Origin of the sequence: Streptomyces sp. ISL-11 (genome assembly GCF_018614525.1) — a bacterium.
GTDB lineage: Bacteria > Actinomycetota > Actinomycetes > Streptomycetales > Streptomycetaceae > Streptomyces.
In genome coordinates this window covers 1-24,275 of the sequence record NZ_JAGGOL010000101.1, presented here as the reverse complement: position 1 = coordinate 24,275, position 24,275 = coordinate 1, and the positions used below count along the sequence as shown (strand labels likewise).

Annotated in this window: 24 protein-coding genes and 1 pseudogene; 10 read left to right on the top strand and 15 right to left on the bottom strand. The window is 72.3% G+C overall.

Annotation, left to right across the window (positions count from 1 at the left end):
- Positions 1-207: 207 nt before the first annotated feature.
- Together J7E86_RS21045 and hisI are read right to left on the bottom strand one after the other, a co-directional pair.
- Complete coding sequence (locus J7E86_RS21045; RefSeq protein ID WP_215083280.1) at positions 208-1,734, bottom strand: anthranilate synthase component I; 1,527 nt, start codon at positions 1,732-1,734, stop codon at positions 208-210.
- An 11-nt stretch (positions 1,735-1,745) separates the two neighbouring features.
- On the bottom strand, positions 1,746-2,129 hold the full coding sequence (gene hisI, locus J7E86_RS21040) for a phosphoribosyl-AMP cyclohydrolase (RefSeq protein WP_215083279.1): 384 nt from the start codon (positions 2,127-2,129) through the stop codon (positions 1,746-1,748).
- Between the two features lie 98 nt (positions 2,130-2,227).
- Here hisI and J7E86_RS21035 point away from each other — a divergent pair, with 98 nt between their 5' ends.
- From J7E86_RS21035 to J7E86_RS21025, 3 genes are all read left to right on the top strand, one after another.
- On the top strand, positions 2,228-3,079 hold the full coding sequence (locus J7E86_RS21035; protein ID WP_215083278.1) for a septum formation family protein: 852 nt from the start codon (positions 2,228-2,230) through the stop codon (positions 3,077-3,079).
- Positions 3,080-3,143: 64 nt separating this feature from the next.
- Positions 3,144-3,776 carry a TIGR03085 family metal-binding protein gene (locus tag J7E86_RS21030; RefSeq protein WP_215083277.1) on the top strand — a complete coding sequence of 211 codons (633 nt, stop codon included), beginning with the start codon at positions 3,144-3,146 and terminating at the stop codon, positions 3,774-3,776.
- 54 nt (positions 3,777-3,830) lie between these two features.
- Entirely contained in the window at positions 3,831-4,373 is a 543-nt protein-coding gene (locus J7E86_RS21025) for a DoxX family protein (RefSeq protein ID WP_215083276.1), read from the top strand.
- Positions 4,374-4,682: 309 nt separating this feature from the next.
- Here the strand turns inward: J7E86_RS21025 and hisF are convergent, their stop codons facing one another.
- The 8 genes from hisF to hisD all read right to left on the bottom strand — a co-directional run bounded on the left by hisF (position 4,683) and on the right by hisD (position 10,567).
- Complete coding sequence (gene hisF, locus J7E86_RS21020) at positions 4,683-5,438, bottom strand: imidazole glycerol phosphate synthase subunit HisF (RefSeq protein ID WP_215083275.1); 756 nt, start codon at positions 5,436-5,438, stop codon at positions 4,683-4,685.
- Positions 5,435-5,842, bottom strand: a complete 408-nt coding sequence (locus J7E86_RS21015) for a RidA family protein (protein ID WP_215083274.1) — start codon at positions 5,840-5,842, stop codon at positions 5,435-5,437. Before J7E86_RS21015 ends, hisF begins: the two co-directional genes overlap by 4 nt.
- Positions 5,839-6,567 carry a bifunctional 1-(5-phosphoribosyl)-5-((5-phosphoribosylamino)methylideneamino)imidazole-4-carboxamide isomerase/phosphoribosylanthranilate isomerase PriA gene (gene priA, locus J7E86_RS21010; protein WP_215083273.1) on the bottom strand — a complete coding sequence of 243 codons (729 nt, stop codon included), beginning with the start codon at positions 6,565-6,567 and terminating at the stop codon, positions 5,839-5,841. The genes J7E86_RS21015 and priA overlap by 4 nt, the downstream gene beginning before the upstream one ends.
- Before the next feature lie 77 nt (positions 6,568-6,644).
- Entirely contained in the window at positions 6,645-7,286 is a 642-nt protein-coding gene (hisH, locus tag J7E86_RS21005) for an imidazole glycerol phosphate synthase subunit HisH (protein WP_215083272.1), read from the bottom strand.
- Positions 7,283-7,450 (bottom strand): hypothetical protein, encoded by a 168-nt coding sequence (locus J7E86_RS21000; protein ID WP_215083271.1) that lies wholly within the window; start codon positions 7,448-7,450, stop codon positions 7,283-7,285. The genes hisH and J7E86_RS21000 overlap by 4 nt, the downstream gene beginning before the upstream one ends.
- Positions 7,447-8,040 carry an imidazoleglycerol-phosphate dehydratase HisB gene (gene hisB / locus J7E86_RS20995; RefSeq protein WP_215083270.1) on the bottom strand — a complete coding sequence of 198 codons (594 nt, stop codon included), beginning with the start codon at positions 8,038-8,040 and terminating at the stop codon, positions 7,447-7,449. Before hisB ends, J7E86_RS21000 begins: the two co-directional genes overlap by 4 nt.
- Positions 8,041-8,158: 118 nt before the next feature.
- A complete protein-coding gene (locus tag J7E86_RS20990) occupies positions 8,159-9,259 on the bottom strand; it encodes a histidinol-phosphate transaminase (RefSeq protein WP_215083269.1) in 1,101 nt (366 codons plus the stop codon).
- Complete coding sequence (hisD, locus tag J7E86_RS20985; RefSeq protein WP_215083268.1) at positions 9,260-10,567, bottom strand: histidinol dehydrogenase; 1,308 nt, start codon at positions 10,565-10,567, stop codon at positions 9,260-9,262.
- Between the two features lie 163 nt (positions 10,568-10,730).
- Between hisD and J7E86_RS20980 the strand changes: the two genes are divergently transcribed.
- From J7E86_RS20980 to J7E86_RS32105, 4 genes are all read left to right on the top strand, one after another.
- Positions 10,731-12,332, top strand: a complete 1,602-nt coding sequence (locus J7E86_RS20980) for an oxidoreductase (protein WP_215083267.1) — start codon at positions 10,731-10,733, stop codon at positions 12,330-12,332.
- Between the two features lie 173 nt (positions 12,333-12,505).
- Positions 12,506-13,246: an LON peptidase substrate-binding domain-containing protein gene (locus tag J7E86_RS20975; protein WP_215083266.1), complete on the top strand. Its 741-nt coding sequence runs from the start codon at positions 12,506-12,508 to the stop codon at positions 13,244-13,246.
- Between the two features lie 22 nt (positions 13,247-13,268).
- On the top strand, positions 13,269-13,766 hold the full coding sequence (ybaK, locus tag J7E86_RS20970) for a Cys-tRNA(Pro) deacylase (RefSeq protein WP_215083265.1): 498 nt from the start codon (positions 13,269-13,271) through the stop codon (positions 13,764-13,766).
- Between the two features lie 91 nt (positions 13,767-13,857).
- Positions 13,858-13,932: a 50S ribosomal protein bL37 gene (locus tag J7E86_RS32105; protein WP_374223834.1), complete on the top strand. Its 75-nt coding sequence runs from the start codon at positions 13,858-13,860 to the stop codon at positions 13,930-13,932.
- A 193-nt stretch (positions 13,933-14,125) separates the two neighbouring features.
- Here J7E86_RS32105 and J7E86_RS20965 read toward each other — a convergent pair whose 3' ends face one another.
- The 4 genes from J7E86_RS20965 to J7E86_RS20950 form a co-directional block, all read right to left on the bottom strand.
- Positions 14,126-14,746, bottom strand: coding sequence for an ABC transporter permease (locus J7E86_RS20965; RefSeq protein WP_215083264.1), 621 nt, complete (start codon positions 14,744-14,746; stop codon positions 14,126-14,128).
- Positions 14,747-14,805: 59 nt separating this feature from the next.
- Entirely contained in the window at positions 14,806-15,636 is an 831-nt protein-coding gene (locus J7E86_RS20960; protein WP_215083263.1) for an ABC transporter permease, read from the bottom strand.
- Between the two features lie 55 nt (positions 15,637-15,691).
- A complete protein-coding gene (locus J7E86_RS20955; RefSeq protein WP_215083281.1) occupies positions 15,692-16,663 on the bottom strand; it encodes an ABC transporter ATP-binding protein in 972 nt (323 codons plus the stop codon).
- Positions 16,664-16,834: 171 nt separating this feature from the next.
- Positions 16,835-18,163: an NYN domain-containing protein gene (locus tag J7E86_RS20950; protein ID WP_215083262.1), complete on the bottom strand. Its 1,329-nt coding sequence runs from the start codon at positions 18,161-18,163 to the stop codon at positions 16,835-16,837.
- A 266-nt stretch (positions 18,164-18,429) separates the two neighbouring features.
- Between J7E86_RS20950 and J7E86_RS20945 the strand changes: the two genes are divergently transcribed.
- Positions 18,430-18,600, top strand: a complete 171-nt coding sequence (locus J7E86_RS20945; protein WP_215083261.1) for a hypothetical protein — start codon at positions 18,430-18,432, stop codon at positions 18,598-18,600.
- A 134-nt stretch (positions 18,601-18,734) separates the two neighbouring features.
- On the opposite strand, the gene dnaE is transcribed toward J7E86_RS20945, so the two are convergent.
- Positions 18,735-22,286: a DNA polymerase III subunit alpha gene (dnaE, locus tag J7E86_RS20940; RefSeq protein WP_215083260.1), complete on the bottom strand. Its 3,552-nt coding sequence runs from the start codon at positions 22,284-22,286 to the stop codon at positions 18,735-18,737.
- A gap of 168 nt (positions 22,287-22,454) precedes the next feature.
- On the opposite strand from dnaE, the gene J7E86_RS20935 reads away from it, so the two are divergent.
- Both J7E86_RS20935 and J7E86_RS20930 read left to right on the top strand, forming a co-directional pair.
- Positions 22,455-23,780 (top strand): DUF2252 domain-containing protein, encoded by a 1,326-nt coding sequence (locus J7E86_RS20935; protein WP_215083259.1) that lies wholly within the window; start codon positions 22,455-22,457, stop codon positions 23,778-23,780.
- 85 nt (positions 23,781-23,865) lie between these two features.
- Positions 23,866-24,275, top strand: a pseudogene (locus J7E86_RS20930) (hypothetical protein); the annotation flags it as partial.

The following is a 24,275-nucleotide window of genomic DNA, read 5'->3' as shown; positions in this document are numbered from 1 at the left end:
CCAGCGGGACGAGCGCGGCGCCGGCGGCGCGGGACGGCAGGGCGACGGCGACGCTGCGCCGCTTGGCCGCGCCGGCGCGGGCTGCGGGTTCGGCGTGGGGGCGGGGGTGGGGTACGGCTGCGCTCACGGATACCACTATCCCTCGTCCGGTGCGGCCGGGCGCCCGCGGGTCCCCCGGGGGCCCGGCCGCGGCGCCCGGCCGGGTGCTCACGTGCGGTGCGGGAGCCGGTTGGCGGAGTGCACGGCGCGCAGGACGGCGGCGGCCTTGTTGCGGCACTCGGCGTCCTCGGCGGCCGGGTCGGAGTCGGCGACGACGCCGGCGCCGGCCTGGACGTAGGCGGTGCCGTCGCGGAGCACGGCGGTGCGGATGGCGATGGCGGTGTCGGAGTCCCCGGCGAAGTCGAGGTAGCCGACGCAGCCGCCGTACAGGCCGCGGCGGGCGGGTTCGAGCTCCTCGATGATCTGCATGGCGCGGGGCTTGGGGGCGCCGGAGAGGGTGCCGGCGGGGAAGCAGGCGGTGAGGACGTCGAAGGCGGTGCGGCCGGGCGCGAGGCGGCCGGTGACGGTAGAGACGATGTGCATGACGTGGCTGTAGCGCTCGATCGACATGAAGTCGACGACCTCGACGCTGCCGGGTTCGCAGACGCGGCCGAGGTCGTTGCGGCCGAGGTCGACGAGCATGAGGTGCTCGGCGCGTTCCTTGGGGTCGGCCATGAGCTCGTCGGCGAGGGCGGCGTCGGCCTGGGGGGTGGCGCCGCGCGGGCGGGTGCCGGCGATGGGGTGCACGAGGGCCTGTCCGTCCTCGACCTTGACCAGCGCCTCGGGGCTGGATCCGACGATGTCGAACCCGTCGAAGCGGAGCAGGTACATGTACGGGCTGGGGTTGGTGGCCCGCAGCACGCGGTAGACGTCGAGCGCGGAGGCGGTGCAGGGCGTCTCGAAGCGCTGGGAGGGCACGACCTGGAACGCCTCGCCGGCGCGGATGCGCTCCTTGATGTCCTCGACGGCCGTCATGTAGTCGGGGCCGCCCCAGCCGGCGGTGTACTCGGGCAGTTCGGAGGGCGGCAGGGTGGTGGGGTCGGTGGGCGCGGGCCGTTGGAGGTCGGCGGCCATGGCGTCGAGGCGGGCGACGGCGTCGGCGTACGCCTCGTCGACGCCCGTGGCGAGGTCGTTGTGGTTGATCGCGTTGGCGATCAGCAGGACGGTGCCGTTCCAGTGGTCGAGGACGGCGAGGTCCGAGGTGAGCAGCATGGTCAGCTCGGGCAGGCCGAGGGTGTCGGTGCCGTGGTCGCCGATCTTCTCCAGGCGCCGCACGATGTCGTAGCCGAGGTAGCCCACCATGCCGCCGGTGAAGGGCGGCAGTCCGGTGCCCTCTATGAGGTCGCGGGGGGTGTGCAGGGCGGCCACGGTGGCGCGCAGGGCCTCCAGCGGGTCACCGTCGGTGGGGACGCCCACGGGCGGGGTGCCGAGCCAGTGCGTCCGCCCGTCGCGCACGGTGAGGGTGGCGGCACTGCGGACACCGATGAAGGAGTAGCGGGACCAGGTGCGGCCGTTCTCGGCGGACTCCAGCAGGAAGGTGCCCGGCCGCTCGGCGGCGAGCTTGCGGTAGAGGCCGACGGGGGTGTCGCCGTCGGCGAGGAACCGGCGGGTGACCGGGATGACCCGGCGGTCCTTCGCGAGCGTGGAGAAGGTTGCGGCGTCGGGGGCGGTGTCACCCGGGGTCGTGGCTGCCATGGCAGCGGATGCTACTTGCCCAGCGGGAGGACGTCGGCATCGAAGCAGGTGCGGTCGCCTGTGTGGCAGGCGGCGCCGACCTGGTCGACCTTGACGAGGAGCGTGTCGCCGTCGCAGTCGAGGGCGACGGACTTCACGTGCTGGGCGTGGCCGGAAGTGTCGCCCTTGACCCAGTACTCCCGGCGGCTGCGGCTCCAGTAGGTGCAGCGGCCGGTGGTGAGGGTGCGGTGGAGCGCCTCGTCGTCCATCCAGCCGAGCATGAGCACCTCGCCGGTGTCGTACTGCTGGGCGACGGCGGGGACCAGGCCGTCGGGGTCGCGCTTGAGGCGGGCGGCGATGGCGGGGTCGAGGCCGGAGCCGGGACGGGGCGCATGGGGGCTGGTGGTGCCGGTCATGCCGTCCATTGTGCCGCTACGGGCGGGGTGTCCGGGGGCGGGGCGAGGGGGCGGGGCCCGCCGGTCGGATTGTCAGTGCCGTACGGCATGCTTCGACCATGACGTCTCCGCCTCCGCCGCACTCCCCGCAACCTCCTGGTGACAGCGGTGGGTTCGGTCCGCCGCAGGGCTTCGGGCCGCCCGGCCAGCCGCCCGCCCCCGCTCCCGTCCAGCCTCCCGGCCAGCCCTACGGACCGTCCTACGGGCAGCCGAACGGCGCGCAGGGGTATGGGCAGCAGCAGGGTTTCGGCCAGTACGGGCAGCAGCCGTACGGGCAGCAGTTCGCGCCGCCGCCTCCGCCGCCGTCGGGCGGCAATGGCGCGAAGGTCGCCGCGATCGTGGTGGCCGTGGTCCTGGTGGCGGGCCTCGTGGTGGGCGGCATCATCCTGACGGCCGGCGGCGGGGACAAGAAGGCGTCCGCGAAGCCGAGCCGGTCGCCGAGCGCCGCCGCGCCGTCCACCGCGCCGTCCTCGGATCCCACCGGGTCCGACGAGGAGCCGCCGGGCTTCGACCCGTCCCCGTCCTCGGGCATCTCCTCACCGTCGGTCTCGCGGGTGCCGTACGTGGTGCTCAAGCCCGGTGAGTGCTTCGACCACCCGCATCTGAGCAGTGGCGTGACGCGGGTGACCAAGCGGTCGTGCGACGGCAGTCACGACGGCGAGGTGATAGCCAACGAGACGCTGACCGGTGCGTACGCCTCGGAGCTGGAGATCCAGACCAAGGCGAAGGGGCTGTGCGAGAAGGACGCCCAGAAGCGGGTGGGTTCCATAACCGACGGCCGGACGTACTACTCGTACACCCTCTACCCGGCCAAGTCGACCTACGACCGGGGTCAGAACCAGGTCACCTGCACGATCACGCGGAGCACGGCGCCCGGGGGCGCGAAGTTGACCGAGGCGCTGCCGGGGTAGCGCGTGCGGCCGCGGGGGCGCGGCGGCGTGGCGTGGGGGGGCGCACCGGTCGTAGGGTGGCGCCATGTCGACCCATGCGCAACGCGAACGGCTGCTCCTCGCAGACCTGTTGGAGACGGTGGGCCCGAACGCCCCGACGCTCTGCGGCGGCTGGCGGGCCCGTGACCTGGCGGCGCACGTGGTGGTGCGCGAGCGGCGTGCCGACGCGGCCGCCGGGATCGTGCTCAAGGCGCTGGCCCCACGGCTGGAGCGGGTGCAGGCCGAGTTCGCGGCGAAGCCGTACGAGGAGTTGCTCCAGCTGATCCGTACCGGCCCGCCGCGTCTGTCGCCGTACGCCCTCAAGCAGGTCGACGAGGCCGCCAACACGGTGGAGTTCTTCGTGCACACCGAGGACGTCCGCCGTGCCCAGCCGGACTGGACGCCCCGTGAGGTGGACCCGGTCTTCGCGGACGCGCTGTGGGCGCGGCTGGAGCGGGTGGCCCGGATGCTGGGCCGGCGCTCGCCGGTGGGGGTGGTGCTGCGCCGCCCCGACGGGCGGACGGCGGTGGCTCGCCGCGGGACGCCGGTGGTCACGGTGACGGGTGAGCCGGGCGAGCTGACGCTGTTCACCTTCGGCCGTCAGGGCGCGGCCCGGGTGGAGCTGGAGGGCGACGAGAACGCGATCGCGAAGCTGGGTGGGGCCACACTGGGAATCTGAGGCCCTGCGAGGGCCGGGGGAGGTCGAACACCGACTGGGAAGAAGGCACCCGCCATGGCCCTTCGCGGCAGAACCCTCCACACCGTTCCCGCTCCCGCACAGGCCGCGCCGCCCCCGGGTTTCTCCCTGGGGATCCTGCTGCTGCGCCTGATGCTCGGCATCATCATGGTGGGGCACGGCACGCAGAAGCTCTTCGGCTGGTTCGGCGGGCCGGGGATCGACGCGACCGCGAAGGGCTTCGACGGCGCCGGGTACCCGGCGCCCAGGACCATGGCCGTCATCGCCGGGCTCAGCGAGAGCCTGGGCGGCGCGGGACTCATCCTGGGGCTGCTCACGCCGCTCGCGGCCGCGGCCGTGCTGGGCACGATGATCAACGCGCTCGACGTGACGTGGGACGGCGGATTCTTCCTCCCCAAGGGCGTCGAATTCACTCTTCTGGTCGCGCTGGCGGCAACGGCTCTCGCGTTCACGGGGCCGGGGCGGTACGCGGCCGATCGTTACCTGCCGGTACTGCGGGCGCATCGGCTGTCGCATGGGGTGGCGGCGGTGGCGCTGGCGCTGGTGGCCGGGGCCATTGTTCTGCTGCTGCGGGACTAGCGTGTCCGGCGGATCACGTGAGCGGGCGGCTGCGGGGCCGTCTCGTCCGCACCACCGCTGCGGGGTGGCGTCCTCAAGCTCCCCCAGCTACCGCTGGGGGAGCTTGAGGACGCGCCCGCAGGGCGCCCGCCGCCGCAGGCGGCAAAGCTGGCCCCGCAGCCGAAGACCCGCCGGACACGGCCTGGGGCGGGTGTCGGGGTTTCTTCTCCCCTGACCCGCCCCTTCCCGTAACCGGGGCTCCGCCCCGGACCCCGGTCCTCAAACGCCGGACGGGCTGGATTCTGCCGGCCAGGCTGGAATTTGCAGGAATCAGCGCACCGGGTGGCCCGCCTCGCGGAGGGTGTTCTTGACCTCCGCGATCCGCAGGTCGCCGAAGTGGAAGACGGACGCCGCCAGCACGGCGTCCGCGCCCGCCGTCACCGCCGGGGCGAAGTGCTCCAGCCGGCCCGCGCCACCGCTCGCGATGACCGGTACGGACACGTGCCGGCGCACGGCCCGGATCATCTCCGTGTCGTAGCCGTCCTTGGTGCCGTCCGCGTCCATGGAGTTGAGCAGGATCTCCCCCGCGCCCAGCTCCGCCGCGCGGTGCGCCCACTCCACCGCGTCGAGACCGGTGCCGCGCCGCCCGCCGTGCGTGGTCACCTCGAAGGACCCGGAGTCGGTGCGCCGCGCGTCCACGGACAGGACCAGCACCTGGCGGCCGAAGCGCTCGGCGATCTCCTGGATCAGCTCGGGGCGTTCGATGGCGGCGGTGTTGACGCCGACCTTGTCGGCGCCGGCGCGCAGCAGCTTGTCGACGTCGCCGGCGGTGCGGACGCCGCCGCCGACGGTCAGCGGGATGAAGACCTGCTCGGCGGTGCGGCGCACCACGTCGTAGGTGGTCTCGCGGTTGCCGGAGGAGGCGGTGATGTCGAGGAACGTCAGTTCGTCGGCGCCCTCCCGGCCGTAGACCTTGGCCATCTCGACGGGGTCGCCGGCGTCGCGGAGGTTCTGGAAGTTGACGCCCTTGACGACCCGGCCGTTGTCCACGTCCAGGCAGGGGATGACTCGGACCGCCAGGGTCATGTGTTCGTTGCTCCTCGGTAAGCTTCTACTTCTACTTCGACCAGCACGCGGGAGTCGACGAAGCCGGAGACGACCGCCAGGGTCGCCACGGGCCGTACCGCGTCGAAGAGCTCCTTGTGGGCGCGGCCGACCGCGTCCACGTCGCGCGCGTGGGTGAGATACATCCGGGTGCGGATGACGGACTCGACGCCGAGGCCGAACTCCTTCAGCGCCCCGAGGGCGTTGCCGAAGGCGGCCAGCGCCTGTTCGTACGGGTCGCCCTCGCCCTGCAGGACACCGTCGACCAGCGGCATGGTGCCCGCGACGAGGACGTGGTCCCCCGCCGCCACGGCGCGTGCGAAGCCGATCGTCTCCTCCCAGGAGCTGTCTGACTGTACGCGCCGCGGGGCGGGGGATTCGGTCATACGGATACAGCCTCCAGGGCCTCTTCCAAGGTGAACGCCTTGGCGTAGAGGGCCTTTCCCACGATGGCGCCTTCGACACCCTCCGGTACCAGGTTCGCGATCGCCCGCAGGTCGTCAAGGGAGGAGACTCCGCCGGAGGCGACGACCGGCTTGTCGGTGGCGGCGCAGACGTTCCTCAGCAGCTCCAGGTTGGGGCCTTCGAGGGTGCCGTCCTTGGCGATGTCGGTGACGACATAGCGGGCGCAGCCCTCGGCGTCCAGGCGGGCGAGGGTCTCGTAGAGGTCGCCGCCGTCGCGGGTCCAGCCGCGGCCGCGCAGGGTGGTGCCGCGGACGTCGAGGCCGACGGCGATGCGGTCGCCGTGCTCGGCGATGACCTTGGCGACCCATTCGGGGCTCTCCAGGGCGGCGGTGCCGAGGTTGACGCGGGTGCAGCCGGTGGCGAGGGCGGCGGTGAGCGAGGCGTCGTCGCGGATGCCGCCGGAGAGTTCGACCTTGATGTCCATGGAGCGGACGACCTCGGCGATCCGTGCCCGGTTGTCGCCGGTGCCGAAGGCGGCGTCGAGGTCGACCAGGTGCAGCCATTCGGCGCCCGAGCGCTGCCACGCCTGGGCGGCGGCCATCGGGTCGCCGTACGACGTCTCCGAACCGGACTCGCCATGGACCAGTCGCACGGCCTGCCCGTCGCGGACGTCCACGGCGGGGAGGAGTTCAAGGCGGTGAGTCATGAGAGGGACCTTACGGTGTGGGTACGGGCCGGGCCGGGTGCCGTGCCCCGGCGGAGCGGGGACGGCGCCGCGGCCGGTCACAGGGTGTCGAGCCAGTTGCGGAGCAGGACCGCGCCGGCGTCGCCGGACTTCTCGGGGTGGAACTGGGTGGCGCACAGGGGGCCGTTCTCCACGGCGGCGATGAAGGGTTCGCCGTGCGTGGCCCAGGTGACCTGGGGCGGCCGGATGTGGTCGGCGGTGATCTCGAAGCCCCACTGGCGCACGGCGTAGGAGTGCACGAAGTAGTAGCGGGTGTCGTCGTCGAGGCCGGCGAAGAGCCGGGAGCCCTCGGCGGGGGTGACGGTGTTCCAGCCCATGTGGGGCACGACGGGCGCCTTGAGGGGCTCGACCGTGCCGGGCCACTCGTCGAGGCCGTCGGTCTCGACGCCGTGCTCGATGCCGCGCTCGAAGAGGATCTGCATGCCGACGCAGATGCCCATGACGGGGCGGCCGCCGGAGAGGCGGCGGCCGATGACCCAGTCGCCGCGGGCGTCGCGCAGGCCCTTCATGCAGGCGGCGAACGCGCCGACGCCGGGGACGAGCAGGCCGTCGGCGGTCATGGCCTTGTCGTAGTCGCGGGTGATCTCGACGTCCGCGCCGACGTGGGCCAGGGCCCGCTCGGCGGAGCGGACGTTGCCGAAGCCGTAGTCGAAGACGACGACCTTCTTGCGGGCGGTCATGACCACAGCCCTTCCGCGCGCATCAGGCCGGCGGTCAGGCACATGGCGGCGCCTATGCCGAGGAGCACGATGACGCTCTTGGGCAGGCCCTGCTTGACGAAGGAGATGATGCCGCCGACGAGGAAGAGTCCGACGACGATGAGGGTGGTGGAGAGGCCGTTCACAGGGCGCCCTTCGTGGAGGGAAGGATTCCGGCAGCGCGCGTATCCCGCTCGGAGGCGTAGCGCAGCGCGCGGGCGAGGGCCTTGAACTGGCACTCGACGATGTGGTGGGCGTTGCGCCCGTACGGGACGTGGACGTGCAGGGCGATCTGGGCCTGCGCGACGAACGACTCCAGGATGTGCCGGGTCATCGTGGTGTCGTACGTGCCGATCATCGGCGCCATGTTCTCGGGCTCGGTGTGCACGAGGTAGGGGCGGCCGGAGAGGTCGACGGTGACCTGGGCGAGGGACTCGTCCAGCGGGACCGTGCAGTTGCCGAAGCGGTAGATGCCCACCTTGTCGCCGAGGGCCTGCCGGAAGGCGGCGCCGAGGGCGAGGGCGGTGTCCTCGATGGTGTGGTGGGTGTCGATGTGCAGGTCGCCGTCGGTCTTGACGGTGAGGTCGAAGAGCCCGTGGCGGCCGAGCTGGTCGAGCATGTGGTCGTAGAAGCCGACACCTGTCGACACGTCGACCTGACCGGTGCCGTCGAGGTCTATCTCGACCAGGACGGAGGTCTCCTTCGTGGTGCGCTCCACGCGGCCCACGCGAGTCATGAGCTGATCTCCTTGCGAACGAGCCGTTCCCGGCCCTGTGCTACGACGGTCTCGGCCCGGCTGGGGGTCCGGGGGTTCTCCCCCGGGTGATGCAGCATGCGACCGACGCGGTGGTTCATCAGTTCTCCTTGGTCAATGCGCGCACCGCGTCGAGGAACGCGTCGTTCTCCGCCGGGGTGCCCGCGGTGACCCGCAGCCATCCCGGTACGCCGTTGTCCCGGACCAGGACGCCCCGGTCGAGGAGGGCCCGCCAGGCGGTGTGGTTGTCCTCGAAGCGGCCGAACTGCACGAAGTTGGCGTCGGACTCCGTCACCTCGAAGCCCATCGCGCGCAGTTCGGCGACGATGCGGTCGCGCTCGGCCTTGAGCTGCTCGACGTAGGTGAGCAGCGTATCCGTGTGTTCCAGGGCCGCGAGCGCGGTGGCCTGGGTGACGGAGGACAGGTGGTAGGGCAGGCGGACGAGCTGGACGGCGTCGACGACCGCGGGGTCCGCGGCGAGGTAGCCCAGCCGCAGCCCGGCCGCGCCGAACGCCTTGGACATGGTGCGGGAGACGACGAGGTTCGGCCGGCCCTCGATGAGCGGCAGCAGCGAGGGGCGGTGGCTGAACTCGCCGTAGGCCTCGTCGACGACCACCAGCGACGGCTTGGCGGCCTGCGCGGCGTCGTACAGGCGCAGGACGGTCTCCGCCTCGACCGCCGTGCCCGTGGGGTTGTTGGGCGAGCAGACGAAGACCACGTCGGGCCGCCGCTCGGCGATGGCGGCCACGGCCGCGTCGACGTCGATGGTGAAGTCGTCGTGGCGGGGGCCGGCGATCCAGCCGGTGCCGGTGCCCAGGGAGATCAGGGCGTGCATCGAGTACGAGGGCTCGAAGCCGATCGCGCTGCGGCCGGGTCCGCCGAAGGTCTGCAGCAGCTGCTGGATGACCTCGTTGGAGCCGTTGGCGGCCCACACCTGGTCCATGGTGACCGCGTGGCCCGCGGTGCGGGAGAGGTACTTGGCCAGCTCGGTGCGCAGCTCCACCGCGTCCCGGTCGGGGTAGCGGTTGAGGTGCCGGGCGGCCTCGGCGACCCGCTCGGCGATGCGGGCGACGAGGGGCTCGGGCAGCGGGTAGGGGTTCTCGTTGGTGTTGAGGCGTACGGGTACGTCGAGCTGGGGAGCCCCGTAGGGGGACTTGCCGCGCAGTTCGTCCCGGATCGGGAGATCGTCGATGCCGGTCACTTACTTCGGCACCTTCCAGTCGAACCTGGCCTTGAGCGCGGCGCCGTGCGCCGGGAGGTCCTCGGCCTCGGCGAGGGTGACCACGTGGTGGGTGACCTCGGCGAGCGCGTCGCGGGTGTAGTCCACGACGTGGATGCCGCGCAGGAAGGACTGCACGGACAGGCCGGAGGAGTGGCAGGCGCAGCCGCCGGTGGGCAGGACGTGGTTGGAGCCGGCGCAGTAGTCGCCGAGGGAGACCGGCGCGTACGGGCCGACGAAGACCGCTCCGGCGTTGCGGACGCGGGCGGCGACCTCGGCGGCGTTCGCGGTCTGGATCTCCAGGTGCTCGGCGGCGTAGGCGTCCACGACGGCGAGGCCCTGGTCGAGGTCGTCGACGAGGACGATGCCGGACTGCCGTCCGGCGAGGGCCGCGGTGATCCGCTCCTGGTGCTTCGTCGCGGCGACCTGGGTCTTCAGCTCCGCCTCGACGGCCTCGGCGAGCGCCTCGGAGGGCGTGACGAGGACGGCCGCGGCCAGCACGTCGTGCTCGGCCTGGCTGATCAGGTCGGCGGCGACGTGGGCGGCGTCCGCGGTGTCGTCGGCGAGGATCGCGATCTCGGTCGGGCCGGCCTCGGCGTCGATGCCGATGCGGCCCTTGAGCAGCCGCTTGGCCGCGGCGACCCAGATGTTGCCGGGGCCGGTGACCAGCTGGGCGGGGCGGCACTCGTCGGTGCCGTAGGCGAACATCGCGATGGCCTGGGCGCCGCCGGCGGCGTAGACCTCGTCGACGCCGAGGAGGGCGCAGGCGGCCAGGATCGTGGGGTGCGGCAGGCCGCCGAAGTCGCGCTGCGGCGGCGAGGACACGGCGAGCGAGGAGACGCCCGCCTCCTGTGCGGGGACGACGTTCATCACGACGGACGAGGGGTAGACGGCGTTGCCGCCGGGCACGTACAGCCCGACGCGCTCGACCGGCACCCAGCGCTCGGTGACCGTGCCACCGGGCACGACCTTGACGGTCTTGTCGGTGCGCCGCTGCTCGCGGTGGACGAGGCGGGCGCGGCGGATGGACTCCTCCAGCGCGGCGCGCACGGCCGGATCCAGCCGCTCCAGGGCGCCGGTGATCTCCTCGGGTGCCACGCGCACCCGGTCGATCCGCACGCCGTCGAACCGTTCCGCGTAGTCGATCAGGGCCGCGGTGCCGCGATGATGCACGTCCTCGCAGATGGGCCGCACCTTTTCCAGGGCGGCCTCGACGTCGAGTTCGGCTCGGGGCAGCAGGTCGCGGTCGACGCCCGAGGCGGCACCGCGCAGATCGATTCGGGAGATCACAGGGTCAATTGTCTCAGACCCGCCCCGGCACACGGCTTCCTGTACCACTCAGTGATACGCGTCGGGGGCTAGTACGAAATTCTCACTATCAGTGTTCGAACAGTCACACGGGGGGAATGGGGACGGTAGCGAGTGGTATGCGTGGCGGGAGGGGGTACGGTCCGTGACCGAACCGCACGACGGGGAGCCGCCCGCCGGACTGGACCTCACCACCGCCGAGTGGGGGATGTGGCGGGCCTTCCGCACCGGCAGCACCCATGATCTGCGCACCCCCCACCCCGAGCGGAACGACCCGGGCGGCTCGCACCCCTGGGGCCCCGAGCGCAGCGTGCGCGCCCGGCTCGTCGCCCTGCTGCTGCTCGACGGACCGCCCGCGCTGCCCGGCCGGGTCTCCGCGCTCAAGCTCAACGGCGTGCAGATCACCGGCACGCTCGACCTGTCGGGCGGGACGGTCGTGCCGTACGTCGAGATGCACAACTGCCGCTTCGACCAGCAGGTCCTCCTGCCGGAGAGCCACTTCACGACCCTGCGCCTGGTCGGCTGCGCCATCCCGCGCCTGGAGGCCGCCCGGCTGCGCACGGAGGGCGATCTGCACCTGCCGCGGTGCGTGGTGCAGAACGGCATCCGGCTCACCGACGCGCAGATCGGCACGGACCTGCTGCTCAACCAGGTGGTGGTGCGCCGGGACCGGCGCGGGCTGTCGATCGCCGCGGACGGTCTGACGGTCGGGCAGGACCTCCAGGCAGAGATGATGCGCTCGTACGGCGAGATGAGCATGCGCGGCGCGCAGATCGGCGTCTCGCTCAGCCTGCGCGGTTCCACGCTCAGCAACCCCTACGGGCGGCGGGCACTGAACGCCCCGCAGCTGACCGTGGAGCGCACGCTGTATCTGACGGCCGCCTGGGTCAGCGGCGCCGCGTTCGCCGCGGGCGCCACTCCCCCGTACGGCATCGCCAACACCCCCGAGCGCGGCACCCGCGTGCAGCACTTCCAGTGCCAGGGCGGGATGCGGCTGGACGACGGCCGGTTCGGCGACGCGGTCGACCTCAGCCAGGCCCGGTTCTCGATGGAGGCGGAACAGGAGCTGTCGCTGCGCCGCGTCCAGACGCCGGAGCTGCGCTTCCTCGGGGAGTGGCTGGCCCGGGGGCGGGTCGTGCTCTCGGGGGCGCGGGTGGTCAACCTGGTCGACCGGGCGGAGAGCTGGCCGGGCCCCGGCAGCCTGGTCATGGCCGGCTTCTTCTACGAGAACCTGATACCGCTCGGCCACTTCCCGCTGGCCATGCGGCTGGAGTGGGTGGCCGCCGCGACCCCGGAGTACGCGCCGGAGCCGTACGAGCGGCTGGCCGGTGCCCTGCGCGACAGCGGCGAGGACGCCGAGGCGCGGCGGGTGCTGCTCGCCAAGCAGCGCCGCCGCCGCGAGACCCTGCCGCCGGCCGGCAAGGCGTGGGGCTACCTCCAGGACTGGACGGTGGCCTACGGCTACCGCCCCGGGCGGGCGGCGGTGTGGATGGCGGTCCTGTGGGCGGCGGCGACGGTGTACTTCAGCTACCACCCGGTCCCTCCGCTCAAGCAGGGCGAGGGCCCGGAGTGGAGCCCGGAGCTGTACGCGCTGGACCTGCTGGTCCCGGTCATCGACCTGGGCCAGGGCTCGTCCTGGCGCCCCACGGGTGCCACGCAGTGGGTGGTGACGGCACTGATCCTGCTGGGCTGGGTCCTGGCGACGACGGTGGCGGCGGGGGCGTCACGCCTCTTGCGGCGCCAGTAGCCAGTGATACGACGCGGCCACATCGGCTCGTCAGGCGCTTGGGGACCCCCGGGGACGCCTGCGGACGAAGGCCGGGGCCGGCCCGATCAAGCCCGTCCGGCGCTTGAGGACAGCCCCGTCAGGGGAACCCTGACCGAACCTGCCGGCCGCCCAGGCCATTACGCTTACCGGCTGTGACCACCGCACGCCACCTCCCCCTCTTCCCGCTGAACTCCGTACTGTTCCCGGGCCTCGTCCTGCCCCTGAACGTCTTCGAGCAGCGATACCGCGCGCTCATGCGCGACCTGTCCGCGCTGCCCGAGGAGGAGCCCCGCCGCTTCGGTGTCGTGGCCATCCGCGACGGCCACGAGGTCGCCCCCTCCGCACCCGGTCTGCCCGAGGGCGCCCGGCCGGAACCCGGCCCGGCGTCCGGGTTCGGCGCCGACCCGATGAAGGCGTTCTACACCGTCGGCTGCACCGCCGAGGCCGCGACCATACGCGAGCGCGAGGACGGCTCGTACGAGGTCCTCGCCACCGGCACCACCCGCTTCCGGCTGCTGTCGGTCGACACCTCGGGCCCGTACCTGACGGGTGAGGTGGAGACCGTCGAGGAGCACCAGGGCGACGAGGCGGGAGCGCTCGCCTCCGGGGTCGTACGGGCGTTCCGTGCGTACCAGAAGCGGCTGGCCGGGGCGACGGAGCGGTCGCTGGCCGGGCAGCAGGACCTGCCCGGTGAGCCGTCGGTGCTGTCCTACCTGGTCGCGGCGGCGGCGATGCTCGACACCCCGGCCAAGCAGCGGCTGCTGCAGGCGCCGGACACGGCGAGCCGGCTGGCGGAGGAGCTGAAATTGCTGCGCGCGGAGACCGCGGTGATCGGTAAGCTCCCGTCGCTGCCGGCGACCGACCTCATCCGGCGGCCGACCAGCCCCAACTGAGCCCACGGCGGAGGCGGCCCCGGTGAAGAAGTCCAGGAAGCAGCAGGCCGGGGCGACGCCGGCGATCGTCGCGCTGGAGCGGGCGGGCACCGCCTTCTCGACGCACGCCTACGAGCACGATCCGGCCGTCGCCTCGTACGGCGAGGAGGCCGCGCGGGCGCTGGGCCTCGACCCGGCGCAGGTGTTCAAGACGCTGGTGGCCGAGGTGGACGGCGCACTGACCGTGGCCGTCGTGCCCGTCTCCGGCTCGCTGGATCTCAAGGCCCTGGCCTCGGCGGTCGGCGGCAAGCGGGCGGCGATGGCCGACCCGGCGGCCGCGGAACGCGCGACGGGCTATGTGCGGGGCGGCATCTCGCCGCTGGGCCAGCGCAAGCGGCTGCCCACCGCGCTGGACGCCTCGGCGGGATCCCACGCGACCATCTGCGTCTCCGCGGGCCGTCGCGGCCTGGAGGTCGAGCTCTCCCCCACCGACCTCGCCTCCCTCACGGAGGCGGTCGTCGCGCCCATCGCCCGCGCCTGAGCGCCCCGCCCGAAGCCCTGGACTCCTGCGCGAGCCTGCGCTACGACCGGGGGGCGGGCCGCCGTTCGCGCGCCCGCAGGGAGGGACGCCCATGTCGAAGCGCACCCGCAAGCGCCGCTGGCGCCTGAAGAAGAACAAGGCCAACCACGGCAGGAGGCCGGCCTAGGGGGTGACCGGTGGGTCTGCGTGGGTGAAGGAGCGGCGTCCGGCGCCTGCGATCGCAAGGCGGAGGAGGGAGTCGACGCGGAGCGATGGGGCCCCCCGCGCCGTTCAGGCGTGGGGGAGACCGACGACAACGCCGCGAGCGCTGGTGCCGGACGCCGCGACGCCGCGCAGACCCACCGGTCACCCCCTGGCGGTCAGGGCCGCGGCGGAACCCCGGGCCCGGGCCAGTGCGGTTCGGGCTCCGGGTCGCGGGGGCCGAACGCGGCGGTCAGGACCAGGTGGACGGCCATCGCGGCCAGCGGCCAGGCCAGCAGGACACCCTTCGCCGCGACCTTCAGCGGGGCGTCGAAGACGACCCCCTTGCCGACGGCCTTGGCGGTCTCGACGACGTCGGCGTCCGGGCCGAGCCAGACGCCCAGCCGCCAGCCGATGACCGAGGCGAGCAGCGAGCCGGCCCCGAGGGCGCCGACCAGCGGGATGCCGCCGCGGCGGCGGAACCAGAAGACCACGGCCGCGCTCACCACGCCGAAGGCCAGTGCCAGCAGCGCGAACGTGCCGTCCGCGCCGATCGCCTGCTCGCCCTCGGTGTTCCTCAGGTACACGGCCTTGCCGTCCGAGATCAGCGGGACGCGCGGCGCCAGCCACACCCACAGCAGTCCCAGCAGCACCCCGGACACCGCGACCGCGCCCGCGACCACCGCGGCCTGCCGCAGTTCGGCGCGCAGTTCCTCGTCCCGGCCGGCGTCCCGCTCGGCGGGCTCGCCGCGCGGCTGCTCGGGCGGTGTCTCGTCGTGCGGTGTCAGCGATGCGGTCACCCCGCCATCGTGCCAGGTGGACGGTGTCGCGTCGGCGGCAGGAGGGTCGCTGCGGCGCGTCACCGCACGGCCGCCCGGCGGTAGGCCCAGGTGGCGATGGCCAGCGACACGACGCCGACGCCCGCGCAGACCCCGAGGTCGGCGGCCACCATCAGCCAGTCCGGCCGCGCGTCGAAGCTCCGGGCCAGCGCCTCGACCCCGTAGGTGGAGGGCAGCAGGTCACGCGCGTAGGCGATCGGCGCGGGCATGTGCGCGGCGGGCAGCACGCCGAGCAGCAGCGCCGCCGACATGCCCAACTGGCCGCACAGGGTGGCCAGTTCCTGCCGGGGCGCGAGCAGCCCGAGGGCGGCTCCCAGCCCGGCGAGGGCCGCGCCCGCCAGCGGGATCACCGCGGCCAGCACCCACAGGTGCCCCATCGGCAGCTGGAACAGCACGCTGCCCACGACCGCGGTGACGGCCGTGCCGGGCACGGTGAAGGACGCGTACGCGCCGGCCGCGCCCAGCACCACGGCGGCGGGCGGCACCGGCAGGGTCGCGTAGTGGTCCAGGCCGCCGCTCGCGCGCAGCTGTCCGAAGTACTGGGCGAGGAGGTTCAGCGCGACGAACGCGACGACCAGCACGCTGGAGCCGGCCACCACCGCCCGCGCCTCGTCGCCGCCGTCCACGACCCCGCGCATCAGGATCATGATGCCGACGGACTGGAAGGTCGCCACGAACAGCAGCGGTATCCGGGCCACCCGGGCGCGCGAGAGCTGCGCCCGGTAGACGGCGGCCAGCGCCGGCAGCAGCCGCGCCCTCGGCGCGAGCGGCGCGGCGCCGTCGGACCGCGGGGGCGCGGCGCTCTGGGCCCTGGTCTGCCCGGGTGCCGCTTCTGCGGATACAGCAGTCACGCCGCGATGCTCCTCTTCGGTACGGACTGACGCCCGGCGGTACGGGCGCGGGCGCTCATCCCTTCACCAGTCCCTGCGCGCGGCCGCCCAGCGCCAGGTAGACGTCCTCCAGGCTGGGCGTGGCGAGGGTGAAGTCGTCCAGGGCGGCGAAGGCGGGTCCGCCGGTCACGGCGGCGACCGCGGCGCGCGCCTCGGCCGGGCCCAGGCGCAGCGTCCAGCGGCGGCCGGAGGCGTGCGCCGTGGAGCGCAGCGCGGCGACCTCGGGGACGTGCAGGGGCGGCTCGTCGCGCCAGACCAGCTCGACGCGCACCTCGTCGCCGACGAGCTCCTTGAGCCCGGCGGGGGTGTCGCAGGCGATGATCCGGCCGTTTTCGAGCACGGCGACCCGGTCGAGGACCGTCTCGGCCTCGATGACGTTGTGGGTGACCAGCACGACCGTCACGCCGCGCTCGGCGCGCCGGCGGTCGACGGCGGCCCAGACGGCGCGGCGGGCGACGGGGTCCATGCCGGTGGTGGGTTCGTCCAGGACGAGGACGGGCCGGTCGCCGACGAGGGTCGCGGCGAAGCAGGCCAGCCTGCGCTGGCCGCCGGAGAGCTTGCGCAGGGGGCGGCCGGCGATCGCGGCGAGGCCGAGTTCGTCGATGACGTCGTCGCGCTCGGCGCGGGCGGTACGGACGTCCAGGCCGCGCAGGCGGCCGGTGGTCTCCGCGGCGAGGGAGACGGTCAGCTCGTCGAGCGCGGTCGATTCCTGGCCGAGGTAGCCCAGCAGCCGGGAGGCGCGCTCGGGGTGGCGCACCAGGTCGTGGCCGAGGAGGTCGACGCTGCCCTCGTCGGGGGCGAGCAGGCCGGTGAGCTGGCGTACGAGCGTGGACTTGCCGGCGCCGTTGGGGCCGAGCAGGCCGAAGATCTCGCCGCGCCGGACGTCGAGGTCGATGCCGTCGCTGGCACGGACTGCCGCTGCGCCGGGCGTGCCGCGGCGGCCGCGGGCGGCGGGGTAGGTCTTGACGAGACCGCGCACGGTGCACACCGTGTCGTCCGTTCCCCGCAGGGAGCCCCGTTCCGCCTGTTTCGCGCCCGTCCTCACGAGCTATGAGGGTACGCGCTTCGGCCGTGCGGCCTCGCTCCGGGGCGGACATGGCGTGGAACGGCGCCCGGAACCGTGCCCGCCCCTTGTCCTCGATCGCCGGACGGGCTCGACTCAGTCGCCCACCGGCGCGTGCTCGGCAGCCGTCCGCGCGTCGATCTCCCGCCAGAACCCGGCCCGGATCGCGTAGCGGTCGTGTTCGTCGATCTGGTCGTCCTTGTGGGCGAGGAGTCCGAAGCGGGCCGCGTACCGCAGCAGCTCGCCGTCGATGCGGTGCGGGATGCGCGGGTATTCGGTCGACAGGTGCTGGAGGTGGATGGAGTCGGTGAGGCGCTCGGTCCAGCGGCGGGCGAAGACCTGGCCGACCTCGAAGGGGTCGCCGCCGACGGTGGTGATGTCCTCCTCGCGGTCGGCCCAGCGCTGTTCGGCGCTGGTGAGCTGGGCGAGCATCGGCAGGGAGGCCGTTTCGGGGGGCTCGCCGAGGCCGGTGCCGGCGCCGCGCTCGACCCAGCCCTTGTCGGAGGACCAGCGCAGGGTGGCGTTGGGTGCGAGGCCGGAGGTGCCGGAGCCCTGGGCCGGGCCGGAGGCGGACTGGCCGGCCTGGGCGGCGGCGGGCTGCTGGCCGGCCGGGCCGCGGCCGAGGCTCGCGAGGTCCTTCGGGGTGGGCACGCCGCGGGTGGCGGGCGTGTCGGCGGTGTCCTGGTGGCCGCGTTCGCCGTCGGGGCAAGTGGCGGGTGCGGTGGGGCGGGTGCCGTTGCGCTCGGACGGGCGGGCCTCCGCGGCACGGCTCGCGGCGGCGGCCGCCGCGGCGGCCGCGGTCTCGGGAAGGGGGGCGGAGAGGATCGCGGCGATCTCGGGGCGGGGCGCGGGGGCCGGGGCGCAGATGCCGGTGAGTTCCTTGGCGCGGACGGCGCGGGTGATCCAGGTGCGGTCCAGGACGCGGCGCTCGTCAGCTTCGGCGACGAGGTCCTCGGACTGGTTGTAGTCGCCGTCGGCGGCCTGGACGGCCCACAGGTGGACGGCCACGCCGTGTTCCTTGGCGGACATCAGGCCGGGGAGGAGGTCGCCGTCGCCGGTGACGAGGACGATGTCGGAGCAGGCGCGGTTGCGGGCGAGCTCGGTGAGCTCGGCGTGCATGGCGGCGTCGACGCCCTTCTGGGCCCAGCGGCCGTCGCTACGGGTCAGGGCGCCGAGCCGGACGGTGACGCGGGGCATGACGCGCAGCCGGCGGTGCTCGGGCTGGGGCACCCGGTCGGGGGCGCCGTCGAACCAGTAGATCCGGAGCAGGGGCTGTTCCGTCTCGGCCTCGGCGCGTTCGCGCAGCCCTTGGATGAGGGTCGCGTGGTCCACCGTGATGCGGGACCGGACGGGCTCCCCGGCCAGCAGGCTCGCGGCGGCGCCCAGCAGATAGCCGGCGTCCACCAGGACGACGCAGCGGTCCACGTTCCACCCTCTTTCTGTCAGTTTTTCTGTCAGTCCAGAAGTGCGGTCGCCCCCCGGCACGGTCGTGCCCTGGTTTTCCCTGGCTTTCCTTGGAGTCTGCCCGACCGTGCGGGGGTTATCAGTCCGAACTGGATCTTCGGCGTGGCGGATACGGGCTCACGACGATAAGTGCACCTATCACGCACGGTAATTACCCGAAATGCACGCTTCGCCGGGGCGTGACAGGGTGTTCGGCAGGGGGTCACCCCGACTGGAGGCACACCAGCATGGCGAAGAACAAGAAGCAGAACCGGGAGCCGAAGACCAGTGCGGCCGAGCGCGGCACGCAGCAGGCGAAGAGCTCCTCCATGGAATCCCAGACCGAGCAGCGCCAGTCTCAGGTCACGCCGGGGGACATGGCTCGCAAGGGCCGCCAGAAGAGGTTCGGCCACAACTGAGGCGTGGTGCCGGCCGGCGGAGGGCCGACCGTCCGCCGGCGACCGGCGCCTTGATGCGCGCATGGGGCGCGCCCGGAACAGCCGGGCGCGCCCCATGCGCGTGATGGTCGTGGTGCCGGTGGGCACCGGGTGTGTCAGCCCGCCAGGCAGGAGGGCCCGAGGAGCACCTTGAGGTCGCCGAAGAGGGCCGGGTCGGGGGTGACCCGGTGGCGGTCCAGGCGGAGCACGGTCGTCTTGCGCGGGCCCTGGAGCTTGATGCGGACCTCGGTGGAGCCGCGGTGGTGGGTGAGCACCTGGCCGAGCTTCTCGACCATGGGCGGGGTGACCTTCACGGTCGGGATGGTGATGATCACGGGGGCGTTGGTGCCGGCGTTGGAGAGGTCGGGGACCATCAGCTCCATGGCGACCAGGCGCGGGATGTCCTCGCGCTTGTCGAGGCGGCCCTTGACGAAGACGACGGCGTCCTCGACGAGCTGGGTGGAGACCAGCTGGTAGGTGGCGGGGAAGAACATGCAGTCGATGGAGCCGGCGAGGTCCTCGACGGTGGCGATGGCCCAGGCGTTGCCCTGCTTGGTCATCTTGCGCTGGAGGCCGGAGATGATGCCGCCGATGGTCACGATCGCGCCGTCGGCGTGCTCGCCGCCGGTGAGCTGGGCGATCGCCGCGTCGGCCTTGTCGTTGAGGACGTGCTCGATGCCGAAGAGCGGGTGGTCGGAGACGTAGAGGCCGAGCATCTCGCGCTCCTGCGCGAGGAGGTAGGCCTTCTCCCACTCGATGTCGGAGAACTCCACGTCCAGGCCGAAGCCGGGACCCTCGTCGGCGGTGTCGTCGCCCATGCCGCCGAAGAGGTCGAACTGCCCCTCGGCTTCCTTGCGCTTGACCTGCACCACGTTGTCGATCATCGGTTCGTAGTGCGCGGTGAGGCCCTTGCGGGTGTGCCCCATCTCGTCGAAGGCGCCGGCCTTGATCAGCGATTCGACGGTGCGCTTGTTGCAGACGACGGCCTCGACCTTGTCGAGGAAGTCGGGGAAGGAGCTGTACTTCCCCTTGGACTTGCGGCAGCGGATGATCGAGTCGACCACGTTCTGTCCGACGTTGCGGACGGCGGTGAGGCCGAAGAGGATCACGTCGTCGCCCTGGGCCGCGAAGTTGGCCTCGGACTCGTTGACGTTCGGCGGGAGCACCTTGATGCCCATGCGCCGGCATTCGTTCAGATAGATCGCCGACTTGTCCTTGTCGTCGCGCACGGAGGTGAGCAGCGCGGACATGTACTCGGCCGGGTAGTTGGCCTTGAGATAGGCGGTCCAGTAGGTGACCAGGCCGTACGCGGAGGAGTGCGCCTTGTTGAAGGCGTAGCCGGCGAAGGGGACCAGGACGTCCCACAGGGCCTGGATGGCCTGCTCGGAGAAGCCCTTCTTCTGGGCGCCCTCCTTGAAGAAGACGAAGTTCTTCGCCAGCTCGTCGGGCTTCTTCTTGCCCATGACGCGACGGAGGATGTCGGCCTCGCCGAGGGAGTACCCGGCGACGATCTGGGCGGCCTTCTGCACCTGCTCCTGGTAGACGATGAGGCCGTAGGTGACGCCGAGGACCTCCTGGAGCGGCTCCTCCAGCTCCGGGTGGATCGGCGTGATCTCCTGCTGGCCGTTCTTGCGCAGGGCGTAGTTGGTGTGCGAGTTCATGCCCATCGGGCCCGGCCGGTAGAGGGCCGAGACGGCGGAGATGTCCTCGAAGTTGTCGGGCTTCATCAGGCGCAGCAGCGAGCGCATGGGGCCGCCGTCGAACTGGAAGACGCCGAGCGTGTCACCGCGGCAGAGCAGTTCGTACGTCGTGGGGTCGTCCAGCGGGATCTTCAGGAGGTCCAGCTCGACGCCCTTGTTCGCCTTCACCATCTTGACGGCGTCGTCCATGATGGTGAGGTTGCGCAGGCCCAGGAAGTCCATCTTCAGCAGGCCGAGCGACTCACAGCTCGGGTAGTCCCACTGGGTGATGGTGACGCCGTCGGAGGCCCGGACCCAGACCGGGACGTGGTCGGTGATGGTCTCGCTGGACATGATCACGCCGGCGGCGTGCACGCCCATCTGCCGGACGAGGCCCTCGACGCCGCGCGCGGTGTCGATCACCTTCTTCACGTCCGGCTCGTTCTCGTACATCCCGCGGATCTCGCCGGCCTCGCTGTAGCGCGGGTGCTGCGGGTCGAGGATGCCGGAGAGGGGGATGCCCTTGCCGAGGACGTCGGCGGGCATGGCCTTGGTGAGGCGGTCGCCCATCGCGTAGGGGTAGCCGAGGACGCGCGCGGAGTCCTTGATGGCGTTCTTGGCCTTGATGGTGCCGTAGGTGCCGATCATGGCGACCTTGTCGGCGCCGTACTTCTCGGTGACGTACCGGATCACCTCGGCGCGCCTGCGCTCGTCGAAGTCGATGTCGACATCGGGCATGGAGATGCGCTCGGGGTTGAGGAACCGCTCGAAGATCAGCCCGTGCTCGATCGGGTCGAGGTCGGTGATGCCCATGGCGTACGCGACGATCGAACCGGCGGCGGAGCCTCGGCCGGGGCCGACGGCGATGCCGTTGTTCTTGGCCCACATGATGAAGTCGGCGACCACGAGGAAGTAGGCCGGGAAGCCCATCGAGATGATGATGTCCATCTCGTACTCGACCTGCTTGAGGCGGTCGTCCGGGATGCCGTCCGGGTAGCGGCGGGCCATGCCGCGCATGGTCTCCTCGCGGAACCAGCTGACCTCGGTGTGGCCCTCGGGGACGTCGAACTTCGGCATCAGGTCGCGCTTCTCGAACCAGCCGGTGGTGTCGACCTGCTGGGCGACCAGGAGGGTGTTGGCACACCCCTCCTGCCAGGCGTCGGAGGAGTCGATGGCGTACATCTCCTCCGTCGACTTCAGGTAATAGCCGGTGCCGTCGAAGCGGAAGCGGTCCGGGTCCGAGAGGTTCTTGCCGGTCTGGATGCACAGCAGGGCGTCGTGCGCGACCGACTCGTGGGCGTAGGTGTAGTGCGAGTCGTTGGTGACCAGCGGGGGGATGCCGAGCTTCTTGCCGATCTCCAGCAGTCCGTCGCGGACCCGGCGCTCGATCTCGATGCCGTGGTCCATCAGCTCAAGGAAATACCGGCCCTCGCCGAAGATGTCCTTGTAGTCGCTGGCCGCCTGCACGGCCTCGTCGAACTGGCCGAGCCGCAGTCGCGTCTGCACCTCGCCGGAGGGGCAGCCGGTGGAGGCGATCAGGCCCTCGGACCACTGGGAGATCGTCTCCTTGTCCATGCGGGGCCACTTGGTCAGCCAGCCCTCGGCATAGGCGTCGGAGGAGAGCCGGAAGAGGTTGTGCAGGCCGGTCCTGTTCGCCGCCCAGATCGTCTTGTGGGTGTATCCACCCGAACCGGACACGTCGTCGCGCTTCTGGTGCGGCTGGCCCCATTGGATGCGCCGCTTGTTGCGCCGCGACTCGGGGGCGACGTACGCCTCGATGCCGATGATCGGCGTGACGTTCGCCTTCTTGGCCTGGTGGAAGAAGTCGTACGCACCGTGCAGGTTGCCATGGTCGCTCATGGCAATATGCGTCATGCCCATCTCATTGCAGGCATTGAACATGTCCTTGAGCCGCGCCGCACCGTCCAGCAGCGAGTACTGCGTGTGGACGTGCAGGTGCGTGAAGGGCGGCTTGGACGAGGCGGTCACGGTGCAAGACCTCCGGCGAAGGGTCGGCGACAGCGGGGAGACAGCTTTGAAGGTTACCGGCCCCCACTGACAATCGCGGGCACGCGACGGAGGTCCCACACGTTGGGGGCCTCTGGACGTCCGTCCGTTTCGCAACACCGCTCGACGATCAACCAGGAGGACCCAGCGATGGCGCTCGAGCACGACCGGGCCGCGCAGCGCGGCGAGGAGATCCTCGCCGTTTTCGACACCGCTTTCGGTGAGCTGCTCGCGGCCGACCCCGCCGCCTTCCGGGTCAAGTTCCGGAAGATGGCCGCCTCGGCCTTCGCCTTCTACCGGGGCACGGCCTGCCTGTTCTACGGCGACCTGGCGCACGGCAAGGAGACCGGTCCGTACCTGGACGACCGTACGAGCCGGGTGTGGATCCACGGCGATCTGCACGCCGAGAACTTCGGCACGTACATGGACGCCAACGGCCGCCTGATCTTCAACGTCAACGACTTCGACGAGGCATACGTGGGCCCCTTCACCTGGGACCTCCAGCGCTTCGCCGCCTCCGTCGCCCTGATCGGCTACACCAAGGCGCTCAGCGACGAGAAGATCACCGAGCTGGTGCGGATCTACGCCGCCGCCTACCGCGAGCGCATCCACGCGCTGGCGACGGGCGCCAAGAACGACGAGGTCCCGCCCTTCACCCTGGACACCGCCGACGGACCGCTGCTCGGCGCGCTCCGCGAGGCCCGCTCGCTGACCCGCTTCGGGCTGCTGGCCTCCATGACCGAGATCCGCGACGCCGACCGCCGCTTCCTCCCGGACGGCGGCTCGATCGAGCTGGACGCCGCCACCCGCTACAAGATCCTCGCGGCCTTCGACGGCTACCTGGAGACGCTGCCCGACACCAGCCTGACCCGCCCCGACTCCTACCGCGTCAAGGACGTCGTCGGCCGCCGGGGCATCGGGATCGGCAGCGCCGGCCTGCCCTCGTACAACATCCTCCTGGAGGGCAACAGCGACGCCCTGGAGAACGACGTCGTCATCTACATGAAGCAGGCGCAGACCCCGGCGGTCTCCCGGCACATCACCGACCCGGCCGTGCGGAGCTACTTCCAGCACGAGGGCCACCGCACGGTGATCTCCCAGCGCGCCCTCCAGGCGCACGCCGACCCGTGGCTGGGCTGGACCGAGCTGGACGGCGCCGGCCAGCTGGTCGCCGAGGTCTCGCCGTACGCCGTGGACCTCGACTGGTCCGACCTCGACGACCCGGCGGAGATCGCCGCCGTCGTCGCCGACCTGGGCCGGGCCACCGCCACGATGCACGCGGCGGCCGACGACCAGAGCGGCCACTCGCTGGTGCCCTTCTCCACCGAGCGGGCCATCGACGCGGTCATCGCCGCCGACGAGGACGGCTTCGGCGATCTGCTCGTCGACTTCGCGCACTCCTACGGGGCGCGGGCCCGGGCGGACCACCAGATCTTCGTGGACCTCTTCCGCAACGGCCGCATTCCGGGGCTCTAGCCTTTCCGGGCCGTCGCCTCCCCGGGCTCCGGCCTGCCCGGGCTTTAATCGGCTTTTACCACGCCCCATGACAGACTCGTCCCTCATGGACATTTCGGCGGCATGGTTGCGGGCATCGCGCGCGGCGCTGTTCACAGCGCTCTGCGTGCTGCTGTCCGCCGCCTCCCACGTGCTGCTGTCCGGCATGGCGCTGCCCGTGCCGACCGTCGCCGCGACCGGCGCGGCCGTCTTCGTCCTCGCCTACGCGCTGGCCGGCCGGGAGCGCGGCTTCCGGCAGATCGCCGCCCTCCTCGTCCCCGTCGAGCTGGCCGCCGACGCGCTCTTCACCACCGGCCAGCGCACCTGCTACGGACCGGACGGCCACCCCGTCCCGGGGGCGCTGACGGCCCTGTGCGGCGGCAGCAGCGTCGGCGGCCCCTTCGCGCACGGCCCGGGGCCCGACACCGCCTCCTGGCTGCTCCTCGCCGCGCACCTGGCGGTCGGCCTGCTGGCCGC

Coding starts and splice junctions, on each gene's coding strand:
- J7E86_RS21045 (WP_215083280.1), bottom strand. CDS start 1,734: ATGGCAGCCACGACCCCGGGTGACACCGCCCCCGACGCCGCAACCTTC.
- hisI (WP_215083279.1), bottom strand. CDS start 2,129: ATGACCGGCACCACCAGCCCCCATGCGCCCCGTCCCGGCTCCGGCCTC.
- J7E86_RS21035 (WP_215083278.1), top strand. CDS start 2,228: ATGACGTCTCCGCCTCCGCCGCACTCCCCGCAACCTCCTGGTGACAGC.
- J7E86_RS21030 (WP_215083277.1), top strand. CDS start 3,144: ATGTCGACCCATGCGCAACGCGAACGGCTGCTCCTCGCAGACCTGTTG.
- J7E86_RS21025 (WP_215083276.1), top strand. CDS start 3,831: ATGGCCCTTCGCGGCAGAACCCTCCACACCGTTCCCGCTCCCGCACAG.
- hisF (WP_215083275.1), bottom strand. CDS start 5,438: ATGACCCTGGCGGTCCGAGTCATCCCCTGCCTGGACGTGGACAACGGC.
- J7E86_RS21015 (WP_215083274.1), bottom strand. CDS start 5,842: ATGACCGAATCCCCCGCCCCGCGGCGCGTACAGTCAGACAGCTCCTGG.
- priA (WP_215083273.1), bottom strand. CDS start 6,567: ATGACTCACCGCCTTGAACTCCTCCCCGCCGTGGACGTCCGCGACGGG.
- hisH (WP_215083272.1), bottom strand. CDS start 7,286: ATGACCGCCCGCAAGAAGGTCGTCGTCTTCGACTACGGCTTCGGCAAC.
- hisB (WP_215083270.1), bottom strand. CDS start 8,040: ATGACTCGCGTGGGCCGCGTGGAGCGCACCACGAAGGAGACCTCCGTC.
- J7E86_RS20945 (WP_215083261.1), top strand. CDS start 18,430: ATGGCGAAGAACAAGAAGCAGAACCGGGAGCCGAAGACCAGTGCGGCC.
- J7E86_RS20935 (WP_215083259.1), top strand. CDS start 22,455: ATGGCGCTCGAGCACGACCGGGCCGCGCAGCGCGGCGAGGAGATCCTC.